The following is a 16,888-nucleotide window of genomic DNA, read 5'->3' on the forward strand; positions in this document are numbered from 1 at the left end:
GGCGATCCCCGCTGTGGTCGGCCGACCTAAATACTGAAAACCAACTCAGTCAAGGTGGATGTTGAGCATCATGCAAAACGGGGTGTCAGAGGCCTCGGGTCGATGCGGGCCGCCCAAACCATCGGCGACAGGCGCGGCTGAAGCTGGCCGGGTCCGTGTAGCCCAGCTGTTCGGCGATCCGCGCGTAGGGGAGGCGGCCCTCGCTCAGAAGCCGCTCGGCCCGGCAGCGCAATTCGGCGTCGACCAGTTGCCGATAGCCAACGCCCGCCTCCGAGAGGCGGCGGACCAGGGTCCGGCGCGATACGCCCGTCAGCCGCGCTGCCTCCTCGGAGGTGAGACGCCCGGCGGGCAGGCCGTTCAACAGGCGCTCCACCCGCCCTCTCAGGCCGACCGGGGCCGAGCTGCGCCGGGCCGCAGCCTGAAGTTCACCGGTCGCGGCCGCGTACAGGGTGGCGTCGGCGAACGGCGAGGCCAGGGCAAGCCAGGCGGAGGGAAACCGGATCGAATTGCGCGGCGCGCCATACGACACGCGCTCGCCCAGGATGGCGCGCACGGCGGGGGCATGGGCGGGTTCGGCGCAGCTGAAGGAAAAGCGGGCCTCCAGCGGCGCGGCGCCGAGCATCGCGGCGAGGGAGCCCCGGATGCCGATGAAGGATATCTCGATCATCGGACGCCAGATGCGTTCATCGATGGGCACCGTCAATTCGTAGTCGACCTGGCTCCAGAGGCGTCCGCGCCGCAGGGAGGCTGTGTGGAAGGGCGCGCGGACCCTGCCGTATCGCGCGATGATCTCCACCATCGCATCGAGGTCCGGGGCCGCCATGGCCGCAACGCCCAGCGGGCCATGCGCCGTGGGAAGCCAGAGCTCGGGCGTCCGCAGGGCCCAGCCGTCCCCGACCAGGTCGACGAGGTTTTCCACCTGCCGCACCTGCTGGAAGAGGCTGATGTCGGCGGACGAATCCCGGAGCTGTTCCTCCGTCACGCCCGTTCCGGCCAGAATGGCCGCCCGCCGTTCCGGCGTGTCGCCGAAGGACCGCAGGATCAGCCGAAAATAGCCCGGCGTCATCGACAGCTGTTCCAGCGTCGGCGGCTGATGGCCGTCGGCTGTTGCGGAGGCGGGATCGTGACCGACCATGCGCTGGACCCTCCGCATCTCTACCGTTGTGGGCCCCGCCCCGGGCGGAGGGGGGCCTCGGCCACCCCACGCCGCCGGACCGCGACCGCGCCGAAGCCAGTATGGGTATCGAAATAGAACCTATTAGATGGGCATAGGCAACATGCCGCCTCGCTCAGCGACGAACCCGGACGTCAGTGCTGGGCCTCGGGCAGGTGAACCACCAGGCCGTCGTGGGAGTCGTTCACCAGGATCTGGCAGGCCAGGCGCGAGGTCTCCCGCACGCCCTCGGCGAACTCCAGCATGGACTCCTCCATGGGGTTGCGGTCACCCAGGCCGGCCATCCAGGCCGGGTCCACGAAGACGTGGCAGGTGGCGCAGGCGCAGGCCCCGCCGCAGTCGGCGTCTATGCCGGGGATGTTGTTGGCGATCGCCCCCTGCATCAGGCTGACGCCTGACTGCAGGGTGACGCGCCGCCTCGCGCCGCCGTGTTCGACATAGGTGATGACCGGCATGTCGGCTCCTCAGGCGGGAATGCGGACTGGAAGGCTGAGGTAGCCCTTCACGAACGAGGCCGGCGTACGCTCAGGCTCGCCCACCACCTCGATCACCGGGAACCGCTGGAGGATTTCTTCCCAGATGATCTTGAGCTGGAGTTCGGCCAGCCGGTTGCCCACGCAGCGGTGGACGCCATAGCCGAACGACATGTGGGTGCGGGGTCGTTCCCGATCGACGATGAAGGCGTCCGGATTGTCGATCACCTCGTCGTCGCGGTTGCCCGAGACGTACCACATGACGACCTTGTCCCCCTTTCGGATGAGCTTGCCGCGAAACTCGATGTCCTCCAGCGCCGTGCGCCGCATATGGGCCAGCGGCGTCTGCCACCGGATGGCTTCGGAAACCATCGAGGGGATGAGCGCGGGGTTGTCCCGCAGTTTCCGGTACTGCTCGGGGTTCTTGTTCAGGGCGTACAGCGAACCGCTGATGCTGTTGCGGGTGGTGTCGTTGCCGCCGACGATCAGCAGGATGAGGTTTCCGAGGTACTCCTCGGGGCTCATGTTCCGGGTCGCCTCGTTGTGCGCCAGCATCGAGATCAGGTCGCCGGCCGGCGGGGCGTTGACCCGCTCGTTCCACAGCTCGGTGAAGGCGGCCAGGCATTCCATGAGGACCGCGAGCTTCTCCTCATCGGTCTTGATCGGCATGTCGGGGCCCGGCTCCATCGTGGCCACGTCGGACCACCAGGTCAGCTTGCGGCGCTGCTCGAAGGGAAAATCGAACAGAGTGGCGAGCATCTGGATGGTCAGTTCGATGGACACCCGGTCGACCCAGTCGAAAACCTCGCCACGCGGCAGTTCGTCGAGAATCCGCCCGGCGCGCTCCCGGATCAGCGGCTCCATCCGTTGCAGGTTGAACGGAGAGACGGCGGGGCTGACCGCCTTGCGCTGGGCGTCGTGCTTAGGCGGGTCCATGGCGATGAACATCGGCAGGCGCAGCGGCGTGGCCGGATCGACGATGGCGATCCCGCCGAGCGCGGCTTCCGACGAGAACACCTGGTGATTGGTGTCGACCGCCAGGATGTCGTTGTACCGGGTGATCGACCAGTAGGGCCCGTAGAGGCTCTCGCGGCAGTAGTGCACCGGGTCCTCGCGCCGCAGGCGCTCGAAGTAGGGCCAGTGGCTGTCGCTGTGCCAGAGGTCGGGGTGGCTGACGTCGATCTCATCCAGCGGGATGGATCGGGCGCGGACTGCCGCGGATTGAGCCATTGAGCCATCGGCCATGGTCTTGCCTCCCTGTCGCCCGCATCAAGGCGGGTCTTGTATTCGGCAGGTTAGGCCGCGCGGGCGCCCGGAGACATGGCCTGGTGCGCCCGCGAATTGGCATTTTGCGCCAAGTGGTCGAGGCCCTGAAACAGCTGCCGATGTCCTCGGGCGACTTCCGCCAGGCGCCGCGCTGCGTTGGCGACGCCCGGAGCGTCGGACTGGCCATCGGCTACAGGCGTGTTTGACAACCGCAATCAGAATGTCGACCATCATTCAGATGGTCAATCTGAAGCGCCCGTAGGGTTCGCCTCTGGTGGGATGACGACTGAAGTGCAGGGAGGCTGAATCGGATGCCCGATGACATGGGACTGCGCGGCAAGGTCGCGCTTGTGACCGGCGCCGGACGGGGAATCGGCGCCGCCGCGGCGCGCCGTTTCGCGGCCTGTGGAGCGTCTGTGGCGGTGCTGGACCGACGGGCCGAGTTGGCGGGGCGCACGGTGCAGCAGATCCGCGAGGACGGCGGTGTCGCCGAGGCCCTGATCGCGGACGTCGCCGATGAGGACGCCGTCGTCGCCGCGGTGGCGGAGGCCGAGCGGCTGCTTGGGCCGCTGGACGTGCTGGTCAACAATGCCGGAATCGCCGAGGGGGCGTCATTCCTTGAGATGGAGGCCGGCGCCTGGCGCCGCGTGATCGACGTCAACCTGACCGGCGTATTCCTTTTGTCCCAGGCCGTCGTCCGCCGCATGGTCGAGCGGGGGGCAGGCGGTTCCGTCGTCAATGTTTCGTCCGTGGCCGGGTTGACCGCCATGTCGGGCCGGGTGGCCTATGTGGCGTCGAAGCACGGTGTCGTCGGCCTGACCAAGATGATGGCTCTCGATCTCGGATCTCGGGGAATCCGCGTCAATGCGGTGGCGCCCGGGGCGGTGGAGACGGAGCTTACGGGCCTGGCCGACTCGCCGGAGGCGCGTGCCCGGGTGGCGGCCGCCCATCCCCTGGGACGTGCGGGTCAGGCTGAGGAAGTGGCCGAGTTGATTGTCTATCTCGCCTCCGACCGCGCCGCATTCATGACAGGCAGCATCGTGAACATCGACGGAGGCTTCCTGGCCGGCAAGGCGCTCTGAGCAAAGGCCGGACGGCCATGCCATCCGGCAACATCCCGAGCGCCCTGCTAAATCCCGATCTTGAGGACGCTGATAACCTCTTCGGCGACGCGCTCGGGCTGCTCCAATTGCAGAAAATGGCCCGCATCCTCCCAAAGCGCGGCGAAGGCTCGGAGGTCACCAGGTCTCGCCGGCCGGGCGGATCTCCTGTTCGAAGGTCCAGGCGTCGCTGGCCTGTTGATGCAGCGCCCAGTAGGCCTCCGCCACGGCGGCGGGCCGCATGAGCACCCGGTCCGGGGCTGGGCTGTTGGCGGCGGCCTCGCGGATTCGTTCGCGGACCCAGGCGGTATCGACGCCGGAATCGATGACCAGGTGGGCCACATGGATGCCTTGCGGTCCAAGCTCGCGGGCGGCGGCCTGGGCCACGGCGCGCAGGCCGAACTTGGCGCTGGCAAAGGCGGCGTATCCGGAGCCGCCCCGCAGGCCGGCGGTGGCGCCGGTGAAGAAGATCGAGCCGGTTCCCCGGGGCAGCATATGCCGCGCCGCCTCCCGGCCGCTCAGGAAGCCCGCGAAACAGGCCATCTCCCAGACTTTGCGGAACACCCGGGAGGTCGTCTCCAGGAGCGGGAAGTTGACGTTCGCGCCGATATTGAAGACCGACACCTCGATCGGAGCCGTGCGCTCGGCCTCCTCGTAGAAGGCGGTCACCTGGTCCTCGTCGCGGGCGTCCAGTCCCTTGATGACAACGCGCCCGCCGGCCGCCTCGATCTCGGCCTTCAGCGGCTCCAGCTTTTCGGCCTGACGGCGGCCGGCGAACACGATGTAGCCCTCGGCGGCGAACTTCTTGGCGATCTCGGCGCCGATGTAGTCGCCGGCGCCGACGACGACGGCGGTGGCGTTACGGCGGGCCGGGGGCGCGGCGGCGTTGGATGCGTCGGACATATGAAGCCTCTAATTGCCGGGCGGGCGGCGGCGATCACCCGGACTCTGTCGTGGCCCCGGCAACGCGCCGGGCCAGACCGCCTAAGTGAGTTCGTTTTTCGAACTCGTCAAGCTTTTCAGCCGGGGTGGGCCTCCTCAACTTGGGTGTCGCCGGAGCGTCCCCAACGCTTGATATGCGCCGGGATTTCTATAAGTGCTGATTTCATACCCATTCTTGCTCGCGTAGGCGAGCGCTCCGGACCAAAGGTCGACGATGCAGGTCACGTTCTTTTTCGACTTCGGCAGCCCCAACGCCTATCTGTGCCACCGGGTGATCCCGCGGATCGAGGCGCGAACCGGGGTCAAGTTCCTGTATCAGCCGGTCCTGCTCGGCGGGATATTCAAGCTCACCGGCAATCAGTCGCCGGCGACCGCCTTCGGGCACATCAAGAACAAGCCGGAGTACGACCGTCTGGAAACCCAGCGATTCGTCCGGCGGCACGAGATCGCGGATTTCCAGTTCAACCCGCACTTTCCGATCAACACCCTCCATCTGATGCGCGGCGCGGCGGCCGCCCAGGTGCTGGGGGTGTTCGAGCCCTTCGTCGAGCGGATCTACGCGGACATGTGGGTGCATGGCCGCAAGATGGACGAGCCGGAGGTCTACGCCGCATCCCTGGTCGACGCCGGCCTGCCCAAGGACGAGATTCTCAGGCTCTCTCAGACCGACCCCGTAAAATCGACGCTCATGAGCAATACGGAGGCGGCCGTCGCGCAGGGGGTCTTCGGCAGCCCGTCCTTCCTGGTCGGCGACGAGCTCTACTTCGGGAAGGACCGTCTGCGAGAGGTCGAGGACGAGATCATGGCGGCGAGCGCCAGCTTGCCGGCCTGACGGGCCTCAGGTCGCGGCGGCAGCCTTCTTGCGAACGCCCTTGGCGCTCGCCGGCCGGCCGAGATCCATCGGCAGATGCTGGGGATGGCGCGCCCCGGGGCCGGCCGACAGGCGGACGTCGCGCGGGTCGAGAGCCTCCTGGCACTCCGAGCACACCATCACCGGATCGAACTGATGATGGCAGGTGACGTGCTCATGGAGCAGCGGACGGCCCTTCTTGCCCGCCATGTGGACATCGCCCCAGTGAACGATCGACATGATGATCGGGTAGAGGTCGAGGCCCTTCGGCGTCAGGCGGTATTCGTAGCGGGTCGGATTGGTCTGATAGGCGACCTTGGTGAGCACGAAGGCGTCGACCAGCTTGTTCAGCCGGTCCGAAAGGATCGGCCGGCCGATCCCCAGCCGTTCCTGGAAATCGTCGAACCGCCGCACCCGCAGGAAGCAGTCGCGCAGGATCAGCAGCGTCCATCGGTCGCCGATCACCGACACCGTACGGGCCAGCGAACAGGCCTGGTCCTCGAGCTCGCTCCACTGCACGCAAGGTCTCCTTCAAATTCGGCCAGCCGGGGCGCCGATTGGCGGATGAATGCCGAAAACGAACCCGATTGGCAATCTATCCACAGTCTTCCACTCCGTCCCCGGGCGGACAAGCCCTTCTCCGTGACGTCAGCCGAGGAGGGGGCCGGATGCCTGGACCCTGCCCAGATCGGCCGCGGATGGCTCTGTGGTCTTCACCGGCGTGTTCGCACAGGGGTCGCGGGGCGGCAGGCCCTGGCGTTCCACGCGGTAGCGTTCGCCCCAGGCGCGCAGGGCGTCCAGGACCGGGGCAAGGGTGTGGCCAAACTCGGTAAGCGCGTACTCGACCCGCGGCGGGACCTCGGCGAACACCTGGCGGGTGACGACCCCGTCGGCCTCAAGCTCGCGCAGCTGCAACGTCAACATCCGCTGCGTCGCCTGTGGAATCCGCCGGCTCAGTTCCATGAAACGCCTCTTGCCGCCCATCAGGTGGTAGAGGATCAGCGGCTTCCACAGGCCGCCGACGACCGAAAGCGTCGTCTCCACGGCGCAGTCACTGCGGGAATCCAGTCGCTTCGGGCGCATGGCGTTACTTTCATGATTGATAGTACCGGCGATGATTGTGCCGTCTTGCAAGACCGATTGCACGTGCCAAATCAGAACCTTCAGATGTTTCCGAGGAAGACAAGATGACCTTCAGGGCTTTGGTGGCGCGCAAGATCGATGAGACAATCGTGGCCCAGGTGGAGATCATGGAGGATGCGGAGCTGCATCCTGGCGATGTGACCATCGCGGTCGAGTGGTCGAGCGTGAACTACAAGGACGGCGCCGCGCTGAACGCGCGGTCGAACATCATCAAGACCTTTCCCCTCGTGCCCGGTATCGATCTCGCCGGCGTCGTCGAGTCGTCGTCCGATGCGCGGTTCACGGCCGGCGACCGGGTGGTCGTCAACAGCTGGGGCCTCAGCCAGACGCACCACGGCGGCTATGCGGAGCGGGCGCGGGTCCCCGGCGACTGGGTGATCAAGCTGCCGGGTGCGATCTCGACCCGCCACGCCATGGCCATCGGCACGGCGGGATACACCGCCATGCTCAGCGTCCTGGCCCTGGAGCACGGCGGCGTGACTCCAGGCAAAGGCGACATCCTCGTCACCGGCGCCGCCGGCGGGGTGGGATCGATCGCCATCGCCCTGCTGTCGCGCCTGGGCTACCGCGTGGTCGCCTCGACGGGCCGGCTGGGCGAGAAGGACTATCTCATCGCGTTGGGCGCCGCCGAGGTCATCGACCGCGCCACCCTGTCCGAGCCGGCCGGCCCCATTGGCGCCGAGCGCTGGGCCGGCGTGATCGACTCCGTCGGCAGCCACACCCTGGCCAATGCCCTGGCCCAGACCAGGTATCGCGGCGTGGTCACCGCCTGTGGCCTGGCCCAGGGCATGGACCTGCCGGCGACGGTGCTGCCGTTCATCCTGCGCAACATCACCCTGGCCGGGATCGACTCCGTCAACGCGCCCCATGCCGTGCGGGTGGAGGCCTATGCGCGTCTGGCCCGCGACCTGGACCTCGCCAAGCTTGAGAGCACGATCACCGAGTTCGGCCTGGCCGAAGCGCCCAAGGTCGCTCAGGCCGTGGTGCGCGGGGAAGTCCGCGGCCGGGCCGTCATCGACGTCCGGCGCTAGAGCCCGCTCCCCTCGCGATCGATCGTCGCGAGGGGCGCTGACCCGCCTGGCGCTGGCGCCTACCAGGGCTCGTGGAAGGGGCGCACCTCGGCGAGGAAGGCCCAGGCGTCCCGTGGCTGGTGGGCCAGGTGGAAGACCTCGGCGGCGATGGAGGTCGGGGAGATGAAGAAGTTGTCGGGCTTGTCCTTCATCATTTCCCGCGCCCAGGGCACGTCGATGACGGCGTCGATAATCAGGTAGGCGACATGCACGCCCTTGGGACCCAGGTCCCGGGCCAGGGACTCGGCCAGGATGCGCTGGGCGGCCTTGGTCGGCGCGAAGGCCGCGAAGTGGGCCTTGCCGCGCTGCGCCGAGGTGTTGCCCGTGACGATTATGGCCCCTTCGCCGGCCTCCACCATGGCCGGCGTCGTCAGCCGCGCCAGGTGCATCAGCGCCATGGTGTTGATCTCGAAGTTGCGCTGCAGCACCGACGGATCGATGTCGCGGAAGCTGCCGAAGGCGCCGCCCACGGCATTGTGGACCACGACCTTGGGGGCGCCCACCTGGGCGACTGCCCGCTCAAGAGCGGCGGCGTCGGTGACGTCGCAGGGGACGGCGATGGAGTCCGGGATCTCCGCCTCCAGGGCGGCCAGCCGGTCGGCGTCGCGGGCCAGCATGGCGACGCGGTAGCCGCCCTGTGCAAAGCGGCGGGCCACGGCGGAGCCGGTTCCGGGGCCGACCCCGGTGACAAGGGCGAGGGGTTTGGTTGCGGGCATCACGCCACCTCCTTGGGCGCGAGGGCGTCGCGCACGAAATCGAGCCGGTCATTGCCGAAGAACATCTCGTCCCCGACGAAGAGGGTGGGGGCGCCGAACACGCCGCGCGCGGCGGCCGCCTCGGTGGCCGCTTCCAGCGCCTTGGCCACGCTCTCCTGTCCGGCGGCGGCGATCAGGTCGGCGGCCGGCAGGCCGCGAGCGGAAAGCACCGCCTCGAGGCCGTCTGGCGTCGGCTTGCCCTGGCCGCCCCACATCGCGTTGAAGATCGCGTCCGTCACGGCGGCGCGAACGGGCCCCTCCGCCGCCGTGGCGACGCGGAGCAAAAGGTTGGCGTCCAGGCCTTCCCGGTCGGCGGGGATCACCCGCACGCCGTAGCGCGCGGCCCACCGTCCCAGGTCGTTGCCGGCATAGGTGCGTTTCACGCTGCAGGTGATGGTGGTCGGCGTGTTGTTGACCAGCTTCATCAGCGGCAGCACCGAGATCGGCACAAGGCGGATCGGCGCGCCCAGCGTCGCCAGCTGGCTGTGCGCCAAGTAGCTGTATGGACTCTGGAAATCGAAGAAGAACTCTACGGTCGAGCTCATGCGTTTTCTCCCTTGTTGAACTTGTTGAGAAGGTCGGTGAGGGCTTCGTCCGCGCCGGGCCCTGGCCGGTAGCGGACCCGCTCCGGTGGGACGGCGCGGCCGGTCATGGGATCGACCAGCGCCAGACGCAGCTCATGGTCGGTGTCGATATCCATGACCTGTACGGTTGGCGCGCCGTGGCCACAGACGTCCCAGCGGTCACCCCATTCGCGCAGCGCGGTGGTCACCTTCCAGAAATCGCGGCCCTTGTCGGTCAGCCGGTATTCGTCGCGGGGCGGTCGATCCTGATAGCGCACGCGTTCCGCCAGCCCCTGGGCCTCCAGGTTCTTCAGGCGTGCGGCCAGCGTGGCGTGCGGAATACCGCTGCTGTTTCGCAGGTCGTCATAGCGGTGAACGCCCAGCGCCAGGTCGCGCAACAGCAGGATCGTCCATTTGTCGCCGACCATCTCCAGCGCCCCGGCGATGGAGCAGCGCATCCCGGCGAATGACTTCAGCTTCATGGGCGGCCCCCGGTAACTCTCATAATGAAAGTGACTCGCCAGTCTCGCGATAGCAAGTGGTAAAAAAGAACCCGACGAGAATCATCGGCGGCCATTGCCTCGGCGAACCGCCACAACAGGCCGCACGAGGCGGTGTCATTTTTGAACTCACGGAAGACGATCAGGGTGCTTGACGAACAGGATGACGGCCATCATGGTGAGGCAACTGCATGAGATATAACATGCAGAATATCACCGGGAAGGCCCAGGGAGAGCCAAGGCATGAGCGACATTCGCATCGGCGCTCTCGTCACAGGCGCTTCTTCGGGGATAGGCGCGGTCTATGCCGATCGCCTGGCGGCGCGCGGCCACGATCTGATCCTCGTGGCGCGGCGCCGTGATCGCCTGGAGGTCCTGGCCGCACGGTTGCGCGAGGAGTACGGACGACAGGTCGAGGTTCACCCCGCCGACCTGGGCCAGCCCGAGGATCTCGCCCGCATCGAAGCGCTGGTGCGTGAGCGCGACGACATCGGGGTGCTGGTCAACAACGCCGGCCTCGGCGCCGGCGCGCCCAGCGTGTCGGCCGATGCCGATGCGGTGGAAGCCTTGGTCAGGATCAACGTCCTGGCGCTGACCCGACTCTGCCTGGCCGCCACCCCCCGGTTCGCGGCCCGCGACGATGGGCTGATCATCAACCTCGGATCGGTGATCGCGGTCATCCCGTCCGCGACCGCCGCCGCCTACAGCGGCTCCAAGGCCTATGTCCTCAATTTCTCGCGCTCCCTGCAGAGCGAGTTCTCCAAGACGAAGGTGAAGGTGCAGGTCGTCATGCCGGGCCCGGTGCGGACCGAGTTCTTCGGCGACCGGCCGCCGCCGCTCCCCGACGAGCTCTTCATGTCTCCCGAGACCGTGGTCGACATCGCCTTCCGGGCGCTGGACCAGGGCGAACTCCTGTGCTGGCCGACCCTGCATGATCTGCAGGCCTGGACGGCCTTCGACGATGCGCGGCGGACGCTCAGCAAGGCCATCAGCCAGAACGCGATCCCACCGGTCCGGTATGGCCTGACGGCCCAGGCGGCGGAGGTCGCATGAGCGACACCGAGACGATCGAGCCGGCCCCGATCGCCATCCCGGCCGAGGCGCTTGAAGATCTCCGCCGGCGGATCGCGACCGCACGCTGGCCGGGGCGCGAGGCCACAGGCGACCAATCGCAGGGCGTCCCGCTCGATCGGCTGAAGGCCCTGGTCGACTATTGGGGCCGCGAATACGACTGGCGGCGTTGCGAGGCGCAGCTCAACGCGTTTGGGCCGCACCGCACGGTGATCGATGGGCTGGGAATTCACTTTCTGCATCTGCGTTCGCGCCATGCGGAGGCGCTGCCCCTTATCCTCACGCATGGGTGGCCCGGCTCGGTTCTCGAATTCGCCAAGGTGATGGGCCCTCTGACCGACCCGGAGGCGCACGGCGGTCAGGCCTCGGACGCCTTTCACGTCGTCGCGCCGGCGCTCCCGGGGTTCGGATTCTCGGACAAGCCGACAGAGACGGGTTGGAATCTGACGCGCACCGCCCAGGCATGGGCGGTCCTGATGGCGCGCCTTGGCTATGACTCGGGCTACGTGGCCCAGGGCGGCGACCTTGGCTCGGCCGTCACATGCCAGATGGGTCAGCAGAAGCCGCCGGGACTGCGGGCTATCCACCTCAACTTCCTGCCGTTCTTTACGCCCCCCGTGGAGGGCGAGCCGTCGCGAGCGGAGCGATCGGCGCTGAAGCAGCTGTCCTACTACGCCGCCAAACTGTCGGCCTACGCCGAGTTGCAACGGACGCGGCCACAGACGCTTGCCTATGCCCTCGCGGACTCGCCCGTCGCGCAGGCGGCATGGATGTACGACAAGTTCACGACGCCCGCCGATCTCGGCGGCGATATCGACCGGAGCGACTGGGCCGACATCGCGCCATTCGACGAGTTGCTGGACGAGATCAGCCTGTACTGGCTGACCAACTCCGGCGGCTCGGCGGCGAGGATGTACTGGGAGAGTTGGGGCAAGGATTTCGGCGCCTTCACCAAGGTCGACCTGCCGGTGGGCTGCACAGTCTTCCCCCGCGAAATCTTCCGCGCTCCGCGGGTATGGGCCGAGCGGGCCTTCGCCAACCTCGTTCATTGGAATGAGGTCGAGCGTGGCGGCCACTTCGCAGCCTGGGAACAGCCGGAGATCTTCGTCGAGGAGCTGCGGACATGCTTCCGGCCTTTCCGCGGCGCGTCCCGAGAGGGCGCGTTGTGACCCGCGGTGACCCCCAGCCTTCAATCGTCACCCCGCCAAGCGATCGGCCATTTCATGCAAACTCCAGGAGACGTCGATGAGTGAAGCCGCAGTGCAGGTGGGCTGTGTCCGTCAGGAACGCCACGGCCACATCTTGAAGATCGTCATCGACAACGCCGCCAAGATGAACGCCTTCAGCCCCGAGATGATGGAGGAGCTGTCGGCCGCCTTCACGGTCCTCGACCGCGACGACGACCTCTGGGTCGGCGTCCTCTGCGCCGAGGGCAAGCATTTCACGGCCGGCCTCGACATGCCCAAGTTCTTCGGCCCCACGGCGGTGAAGATGGATCGTCCGGCCGGGAACATCGATCCCTTCGGCCTGGAGAACCGCTGCCGCAAGCCCATCGTCACGGCGATCCAGGGCGTCTGCTTCACCATCGGCATCGAGATCATGCTGGCCGGCGACATCGTCGTGGCGGCCGACAACGCGCGCCTGTGCCAGATGGAATCCAAGCGGGGGATCGCGCCTCTGGGCGGCGCCCATTTCCGCTATCTCACCCGCGCCGGGTGGGGCAACGCCATGTACCACCTGCTCCTCTGCGACGAGTTCACGGCCGAGGAAGCCTACCGGGTCGGCATCGTCCAGGAGGTCGTGCCGGCCGGTCAGCAGGTCGAGCGGGCCATGGAACTGGCCGGGATCATCGCGAGCAACGCGCCGCTGGGCATCCAGGTGACCAAGGAAGCCGGGCTCAAGTTCATCGAGGCCGGCGAGCGGGCGGCGATCGACATCATCCCGGAAATCCGCGGGCGGGTGCTCGACAGCGAGGACGCCAAGGAAGGCATCCAGTCCTTCGTGGAACGCCGCGCCGCCAACTTCCAGGGCCGCTGACCCTCCCCCTTGATTGGATAACCCATGCCGACCTACGCCCCGCCGATCGACGACTATCTGTTCCTGCTGCACGAGGTCCTGCGTGTTCAGACCCGGGACGATATCGCCGGCTTCACGGACCTCGAACCTGACCTGACGCGGCCGATCCTCGAAGGGGCGGGGGACTTCCTGACCGGCGTCTGGCAACCGCTGAACCAGGTGGGCGACGAGGAGGGCTGCCGCCTGGAGAACGGGGTGGTGCGCACGCCCACCGGCTTCGCGGAAGCCTACCATGCCTACTGCGAGGCGGGCTGGAACCGCCTCGGCGCCCCGGAAGCCCATGGCGGCGCCGGCCTGCCCGGGGTCATCTCGCAGGCGGTCTACGAGATGACCTCGTCGGCCAACGCCTCCCTCGCCCACTATCCGGGGCTCACCAACGGCGCCTGCTCGAGCCTGGCCCTGACGGGCGCGCCCTGGATGTTGCAGCACGTCGTCCCGCGGATGGTCAGCGGCGACTGGTGCGGCACCATGTGCCTGACCGAGCCCCATTGCGGCACGGACCTGCGGCTGATGTCGACGAAGGCCGTCGCCCAGGCCGACGGGTCGTACCGGATCACCGGGACCAAGATCTTCATCTCGGGCGGCGACCACGACCTGACCGAGAACATCATCCACCTGGTCCTGGCCAAGCTGCCCGACGAGAACGGCCGCTACTGCGACGACCTCGCCACGGTCAACCTGTTCATGGTCCCCAAGGTCAGGGTCGAGCCCGAGACCGGCGCGCTGGGCGTGCGCAACGGCGTCAACGTCGGGGGCATCGAGAAGAAGATGGGCCTGAAGGGCAGCGCCACCTGCGTCCTGAACTTCGACGACGCGGTGGGCTACCGGCTGGGGACGACCAAGACCGACGCCGCGCCGGGTTCCAAGTCCGCCGCCATGAGCGGCATGTTCCACATGATGAACCACGCCCGGCTGGGCACGGGCGTCGGCGCCATCGCGGCGGCGGAGGTCGCCTACCAGAACAGCGCGCTATACGCCCAGGAACGGCGGTCCGGCCGCGCGGTGTCGGACGGCGGCCGGGGCGAGGGGGCGGCCGATCCGATCATCGTCCATCCCGACGTGCGCCGCATGCTCCTGCAGCAGCGGTCCTTCGTGGAGGGAGCCAGGGCGGCGGCGCTGTGGGTCGCCGAACTGCTGCATGAGGAGCAGGCGGGCGCCGAGCCGGCGCAACGGGAACGGGCCGCGGGCCTTGGCCAGCTGCTGACGCCGGTGATCAAGGCCTATTTCAGCGACCGGGGGTTCGAGGCGGCCAACGCCGCCGTCCAGGTCTACGGCGGTCACGGCTACATCCGCGAGAACGGCGTCGAACAGTTCGTCCGCGACGCCCGCATCTTCCAGCTCTACGAGGGCTCCAACGGCATCCAGGCCTTCGACCTTGTGGCGCGCAAGCTGCCGATGGCCGGAGGACGCCCTGTCATGGCGTTCCTTCAGGAGGTCGAGCTCATCGCCGACACGGCGGGCGGCGTCTCCGCCGATCTCGCCGACTATGCCGTGAGCCTGCGGCGCGGCGGCGAGGCGATCGAGGACGCGATTGCGTGGCTGCGCCGGACCGGGCCGGAGCGGGGCGAGACTCTCGGCGCGGCCTCCTATGACGTGCTCAACCTGTTTGGCGTCGTCCTGCTGGGCGCCATGTGGCTCCGCATGGCTGTCGTCGCCGAGCGGCAGCTTGAGGCCGGCGAAGGTGATCCGACCTTCCTGCGGCGCAAGCTGGTGCTCGCCCGCTACTGGTTCGAGCGCGAGATGCCGGCCGTGGAGACTCTGCTGCGCCGGTCCCAGTCCGGCGCCGACGGGCTCATGGCCCTGGCGGCCGAAGCCTTCTGACCCAGCCTCGCCCATTCGTTTCAGCAAACCCTTCAGGACAAGCAGCATGACCGCGCCGAACCTCTTCGACCTCTCGGGCAAGACCGCTCTCATCACCGGCGGCTCGCGGGGCCTGGGCCTGCAGATCGCCGAGGCGCTCGGCGACGCCGGCGCCCGGCTGGTGATTTCCTCGCGCAAGGCCGCCGACCTGGAAACGGCGAAGGCGCATCTGGAAGCCCGTGGCGTCACCGTCGACTACATCGTCGCCGACAACAACAAGGACGAAGACATCCTGCGGCTGGCCGACGAGGCCATTGCCAAGCTCGGCCGGGTCGACATCCTGGTCAACAACGCCGGCGCCACCTGGGGCGCGCCGGCCGAGGATCACCCGATCGAGGCCTGGGACAAGGTGATGAACCTCAATGTCCGCTCGCTCTTCATCCTGTCGCAGCAGATCGCCAAGCGCTCGATGATCCCCAACCGCTATGGCCGCATCCTGAACCTGGCCTCGATCGCCGGCCTGCGCGGTGGCGCCGGGGTGATCGCCTACCACACCTCCAAGGGCGCGGTGGTGAACTTCACCCGTGGCCTGGCGGCGGACTGGGGCCCGCATGGAATCACCGTCAATGCCCTGGCCCCGGGCATGTTCCCCTCGAAGATGACGGCGGGCGTCTTCAAGGAAAAGGGCGTCGACCATTTCGCCAACGCCGCGCCGCTGCGGCGGGTCGGCGACGGCGAGGACCTCAAGGGCGCCGCGCTTCTGTTTGCGTCCGACGCCGGCAAGCACATCACCGGCCAGACACTCGCCATTGATGGCGGCGTGACCGCGATCTGAAGGCGTCACCAACCGGCCACGCCGGAGCGACAGGGAACAGTCCATGGGCGAAATTCTGCAGATCCGTGACCGCGGCCACGTCCGTACGATCACCTTGAACCGGCCGGAAAAGAAGAACGCCCTCAGCCAGGCCCTGGCCTGGTCGGTGATCGGCGCCGTGGACGAGGCGGCCAAGGACGACAACGTCTGGGTGGTGACCATCACCGGCTCGGGCGACGCCTTCTGCGCCGGGCTCGACCTGTCCGACGACGCGCCGGATTCGCCCTTCACGCCACAGACGGCCCAGCTCGACGACATCGGCTGGGTCGGTCATTTCCTGCTGTCCATCCGCAAGCGCTGCGACAAGCCGGTGGTCGCCGGCGTCAACGGCGTCGCGGTGGGGGCGGGGCTAGGGCTTGCGATGGCGGCGGATGTCCGCCTGGTCAGCCGCAGCGCCCGGCTCATGGCGGGCTATACCCGCATCGGCGGCTCGCCCGACGCCGGGCTGACCATAACCCTGCCGCAGGCGATCGGCTACGAGCGCGCGATGCGGTTCATGATGGAGAACCGCATGCTGGTGGGTGACGAAGCCGTCGCCTGGGGCCTGGCGGGAGAAGCCGTGGACGACGCCGCGTTCGCTGACCGGCTGCAGGCCTATTGCGACGAGCTCTGCGCCTGGTCGCCGATCACCCTTCGCCTCCTCAAGCGCGGCATCGTCGCGGCGACCGACTCCATCGACATGGAGCACCAGCTCCGCTTCGAGGTGGCCAACATCCACCGGGCCTTCGCGAGCCAGGACGGGCAGGAGGCGCGTCGCGCCTTCCTCGAAAAGCGCGCCCCCCAGTTCTCGGGCCGATGAGCCCCATCCCCCGCCGACGCGTCCGGTTTTCCGCCGGCCGCCGCCCGCCTTCGGAAGGAGTACTCCCATGACCACCCCCATCGTGCTCTTTGTCCGGATGCGCCCTAAGCCTGAGCACCGGGAGGCGGCGCAGGCCGCGCTCGCCGCCATCGTCGCGGACTCCCGCGCGGAACCGGGATGTCGTGAGTACATCGTCCACAGCGATCTCGACCAGGAGGGCGATCTCTGCCTCTATGAGGTTTGGGACGACGAAGCCGCGCTCAAGAGCCACTTCGCCCAGCCGCACACGAGCGCCTTGTCGAAGCAGTTCGAGGCGTGGCTGGCCGAACCGCTGGCGGTGACGCGACTGCGGCGGATCGCCTAGACCGGCCGACGTCGGCCAGGAGGCCCGGCGCGCCTTCCTCGAAAAGCGCGCGCCGGTTCACTGGCCGC

Annotated in this window: 20 protein-coding genes; 11 read left to right on the top strand and 9 right to left on the bottom strand. The window is 67.9% G+C overall.

Going from position 1 to position 16,888, the window contains the following annotated elements; translation table 11 throughout:
- Window positions 1-85 precede the first annotated feature (85 nt).
- The 3 genes from AC1RSK_RS03170 to AC1RSK_RS03180 all read right to left on the bottom strand — a co-directional run bounded on the left by AC1RSK_RS03170 (window position 86) and on the right by AC1RSK_RS03180 (window position 2,892).
- A complete protein-coding gene (locus tag AC1RSK_RS03170) occupies window positions 86-1,135 on the bottom strand; it encodes an AraC family transcriptional regulator (RefSeq protein WP_492905461.1) in 1,050 nt (349 codons plus the stop codon).
- A 173-nt stretch (window positions 1,136-1,308) separates the two neighbouring features.
- Window positions 1,309-1,629, bottom strand: coding sequence for a 2Fe-2S iron-sulfur cluster-binding protein (locus AC1RSK_RS03175; RefSeq protein WP_492905463.1), 321 nt, complete (start codon window positions 1,627-1,629; stop codon window positions 1,309-1,311).
- Between the two features lie 9 nt (window positions 1,630-1,638).
- Window positions 1,639-2,892, bottom strand: coding sequence for a cytochrome P450 (locus AC1RSK_RS03180; protein ID WP_492905465.1), 1,254 nt, complete (start codon window positions 2,890-2,892; stop codon window positions 1,639-1,641).
- A 104-nt stretch (window positions 2,893-2,996) separates the two neighbouring features.
- On the opposite strand from AC1RSK_RS03180, the gene AC1RSK_RS03185 reads away from it, so the two are divergent.
- Both AC1RSK_RS03185 and AC1RSK_RS03190 read left to right on the top strand, forming a co-directional pair.
- A complete protein-coding gene (locus tag AC1RSK_RS03185; RefSeq protein WP_492905467.1) occupies window positions 2,997-3,119 on the top strand; it encodes a hypothetical protein in 123 nt (40 codons plus the stop codon).
- A gap of 105 nt (window positions 3,120-3,224) precedes the next feature.
- Window positions 3,225-3,995: an SDR family NAD(P)-dependent oxidoreductase gene (locus tag AC1RSK_RS03190; protein ID WP_492905469.1), complete on the top strand. Its 771-nt coding sequence runs from the start codon at window positions 3,225-3,227 to the stop codon at window positions 3,993-3,995.
- Window positions 3,996-4,151: 156 nt separating this feature from the next.
- On the opposite strand, the gene AC1RSK_RS03195 is transcribed toward AC1RSK_RS03190, so the two are convergent.
- Window positions 4,152-4,916, bottom strand: a complete 765-nt coding sequence (locus AC1RSK_RS03195) for an SDR family NAD(P)-dependent oxidoreductase (RefSeq protein WP_492905470.1) — start codon at window positions 4,914-4,916, stop codon at window positions 4,152-4,154.
- Between the two features lie 253 nt (window positions 4,917-5,169).
- Between AC1RSK_RS03195 and AC1RSK_RS03200 the strand changes: the two genes are divergently transcribed.
- A complete protein-coding gene (locus AC1RSK_RS03200) occupies window positions 5,170-5,787 on the top strand; it encodes a 2-hydroxychromene-2-carboxylate isomerase (protein ID WP_492905472.1) in 618 nt (205 codons plus the stop codon).
- A gap of 6 nt (window positions 5,788-5,793) precedes the next feature.
- Here AC1RSK_RS03200 and AC1RSK_RS03205 read toward each other — a convergent pair whose 3' ends face one another.
- Window positions 5,794-6,324: a winged helix-turn-helix transcriptional regulator gene (locus AC1RSK_RS03205; protein WP_492905474.1), complete on the bottom strand. Its 531-nt coding sequence runs from the start codon at window positions 6,322-6,324 to the stop codon at window positions 5,794-5,796.
- 129 nt (window positions 6,325-6,453) lie between these two features.
- On the bottom strand, window positions 6,454-6,888 hold the full coding sequence (locus AC1RSK_RS03210; RefSeq protein ID WP_492905476.1) for a winged helix-turn-helix transcriptional regulator: 435 nt from the start codon (window positions 6,886-6,888) through the stop codon (window positions 6,454-6,456).
- A gap of 104 nt (window positions 6,889-6,992) precedes the next feature.
- On the opposite strand from AC1RSK_RS03210, the gene acuI reads away from it, so the two are divergent.
- The gene (acuI, locus tag AC1RSK_RS03215; RefSeq protein ID WP_492905478.1) at window positions 6,993-7,979 is read left to right on the top strand and encodes an acrylyl-CoA reductase (NADPH); all 987 of its coding nucleotides are present in this window, start codon (window positions 6,993-6,995) and stop codon (window positions 7,977-7,979) included.
- A gap of 59 nt (window positions 7,980-8,038) precedes the next feature.
- Here the strand turns inward: acuI and AC1RSK_RS03220 are convergent, their stop codons facing one another.
- The 3 genes from AC1RSK_RS03220 to AC1RSK_RS03230 are packed head-to-tail and all read right to left on the bottom strand — an operon-like array spanning window position 8,039 to window position 9,818.
- A complete protein-coding gene (locus tag AC1RSK_RS03220; protein WP_492905480.1) occupies window positions 8,039-8,734 on the bottom strand; it encodes an SDR family NAD(P)-dependent oxidoreductase in 696 nt (231 codons plus the stop codon).
- The gene (locus AC1RSK_RS03225; protein ID WP_492905482.1) at window positions 8,734-9,318 is read right to left on the bottom strand and encodes a 2-hydroxychromene-2-carboxylate isomerase; all 585 of its coding nucleotides are present in this window, start codon (window positions 9,316-9,318) and stop codon (window positions 8,734-8,736) included. The genes AC1RSK_RS03220 and AC1RSK_RS03225 overlap by 1 nt, the downstream gene beginning before the upstream one ends.
- Window positions 9,315-9,818 carry a winged helix-turn-helix transcriptional regulator gene (locus AC1RSK_RS03230; RefSeq protein WP_492905483.1) on the bottom strand — a complete coding sequence of 168 codons (504 nt, stop codon included), beginning with the start codon at window positions 9,816-9,818 and terminating at the stop codon, window positions 9,315-9,317. Before AC1RSK_RS03230 ends, AC1RSK_RS03225 begins: the two co-directional genes overlap by 4 nt.
- Before the next feature lie 261 nt (window positions 9,819-10,079).
- Here AC1RSK_RS03230 and AC1RSK_RS03235 point away from each other — a divergent pair, with 261 nt between their 5' ends.
- From AC1RSK_RS03235 to AC1RSK_RS03265, 7 genes are all read left to right on the top strand, one after another.
- Window positions 10,080-10,889: an SDR family NAD(P)-dependent oxidoreductase gene (locus AC1RSK_RS03235; RefSeq protein WP_492905484.1), complete on the top strand. Its 810-nt coding sequence runs from the start codon at window positions 10,080-10,082 to the stop codon at window positions 10,887-10,889.
- Complete coding sequence (locus tag AC1RSK_RS03240) at window positions 10,886-12,076, top strand: epoxide hydrolase family protein (RefSeq protein ID WP_492905486.1); 1,191 nt, start codon at window positions 10,886-10,888, stop codon at window positions 12,074-12,076. The genes AC1RSK_RS03235 and AC1RSK_RS03240 overlap by 4 nt, the downstream gene beginning before the upstream one ends.
- A gap of 76 nt (window positions 12,077-12,152) precedes the next feature.
- On the top strand, window positions 12,153-12,944 hold the full coding sequence (locus AC1RSK_RS03245) for a crotonase/enoyl-CoA hydratase family protein (RefSeq protein ID WP_492905488.1): 792 nt from the start codon (window positions 12,153-12,155) through the stop codon (window positions 12,942-12,944).
- 24 nt (window positions 12,945-12,968) lie between these two features.
- Window positions 12,969-14,804: an acyl-CoA dehydrogenase C-terminal domain-containing protein gene (locus AC1RSK_RS03250; RefSeq protein WP_492905490.1), complete on the top strand. Its 1,836-nt coding sequence runs from the start codon at window positions 12,969-12,971 to the stop codon at window positions 14,802-14,804.
- Window positions 14,805-14,850: 46 nt separating this feature from the next.
- A complete protein-coding gene (locus tag AC1RSK_RS03255; protein WP_492905491.1) occupies window positions 14,851-15,618 on the top strand; it encodes an SDR family oxidoreductase in 768 nt (255 codons plus the stop codon).
- A gap of 43 nt (window positions 15,619-15,661) precedes the next feature.
- Window positions 15,662-16,456, top strand: coding sequence for an enoyl-CoA hydratase/isomerase family protein (locus AC1RSK_RS03260; protein WP_492905493.1), 795 nt, complete (start codon window positions 15,662-15,664; stop codon window positions 16,454-16,456).
- Window positions 16,457-16,523: 67 nt separating this feature from the next.
- Entirely contained in the window at window positions 16,524-16,820 is a 297-nt protein-coding gene (locus tag AC1RSK_RS03265; protein WP_492905495.1) for a putative quinol monooxygenase, read from the top strand.
- The last annotated feature ends 68 nt before the right edge of the window (window positions 16,821-16,888 follow it).

Source organism: Caulobacter sp. GW821-FHT11A05 (assembly GCF_058809015.1).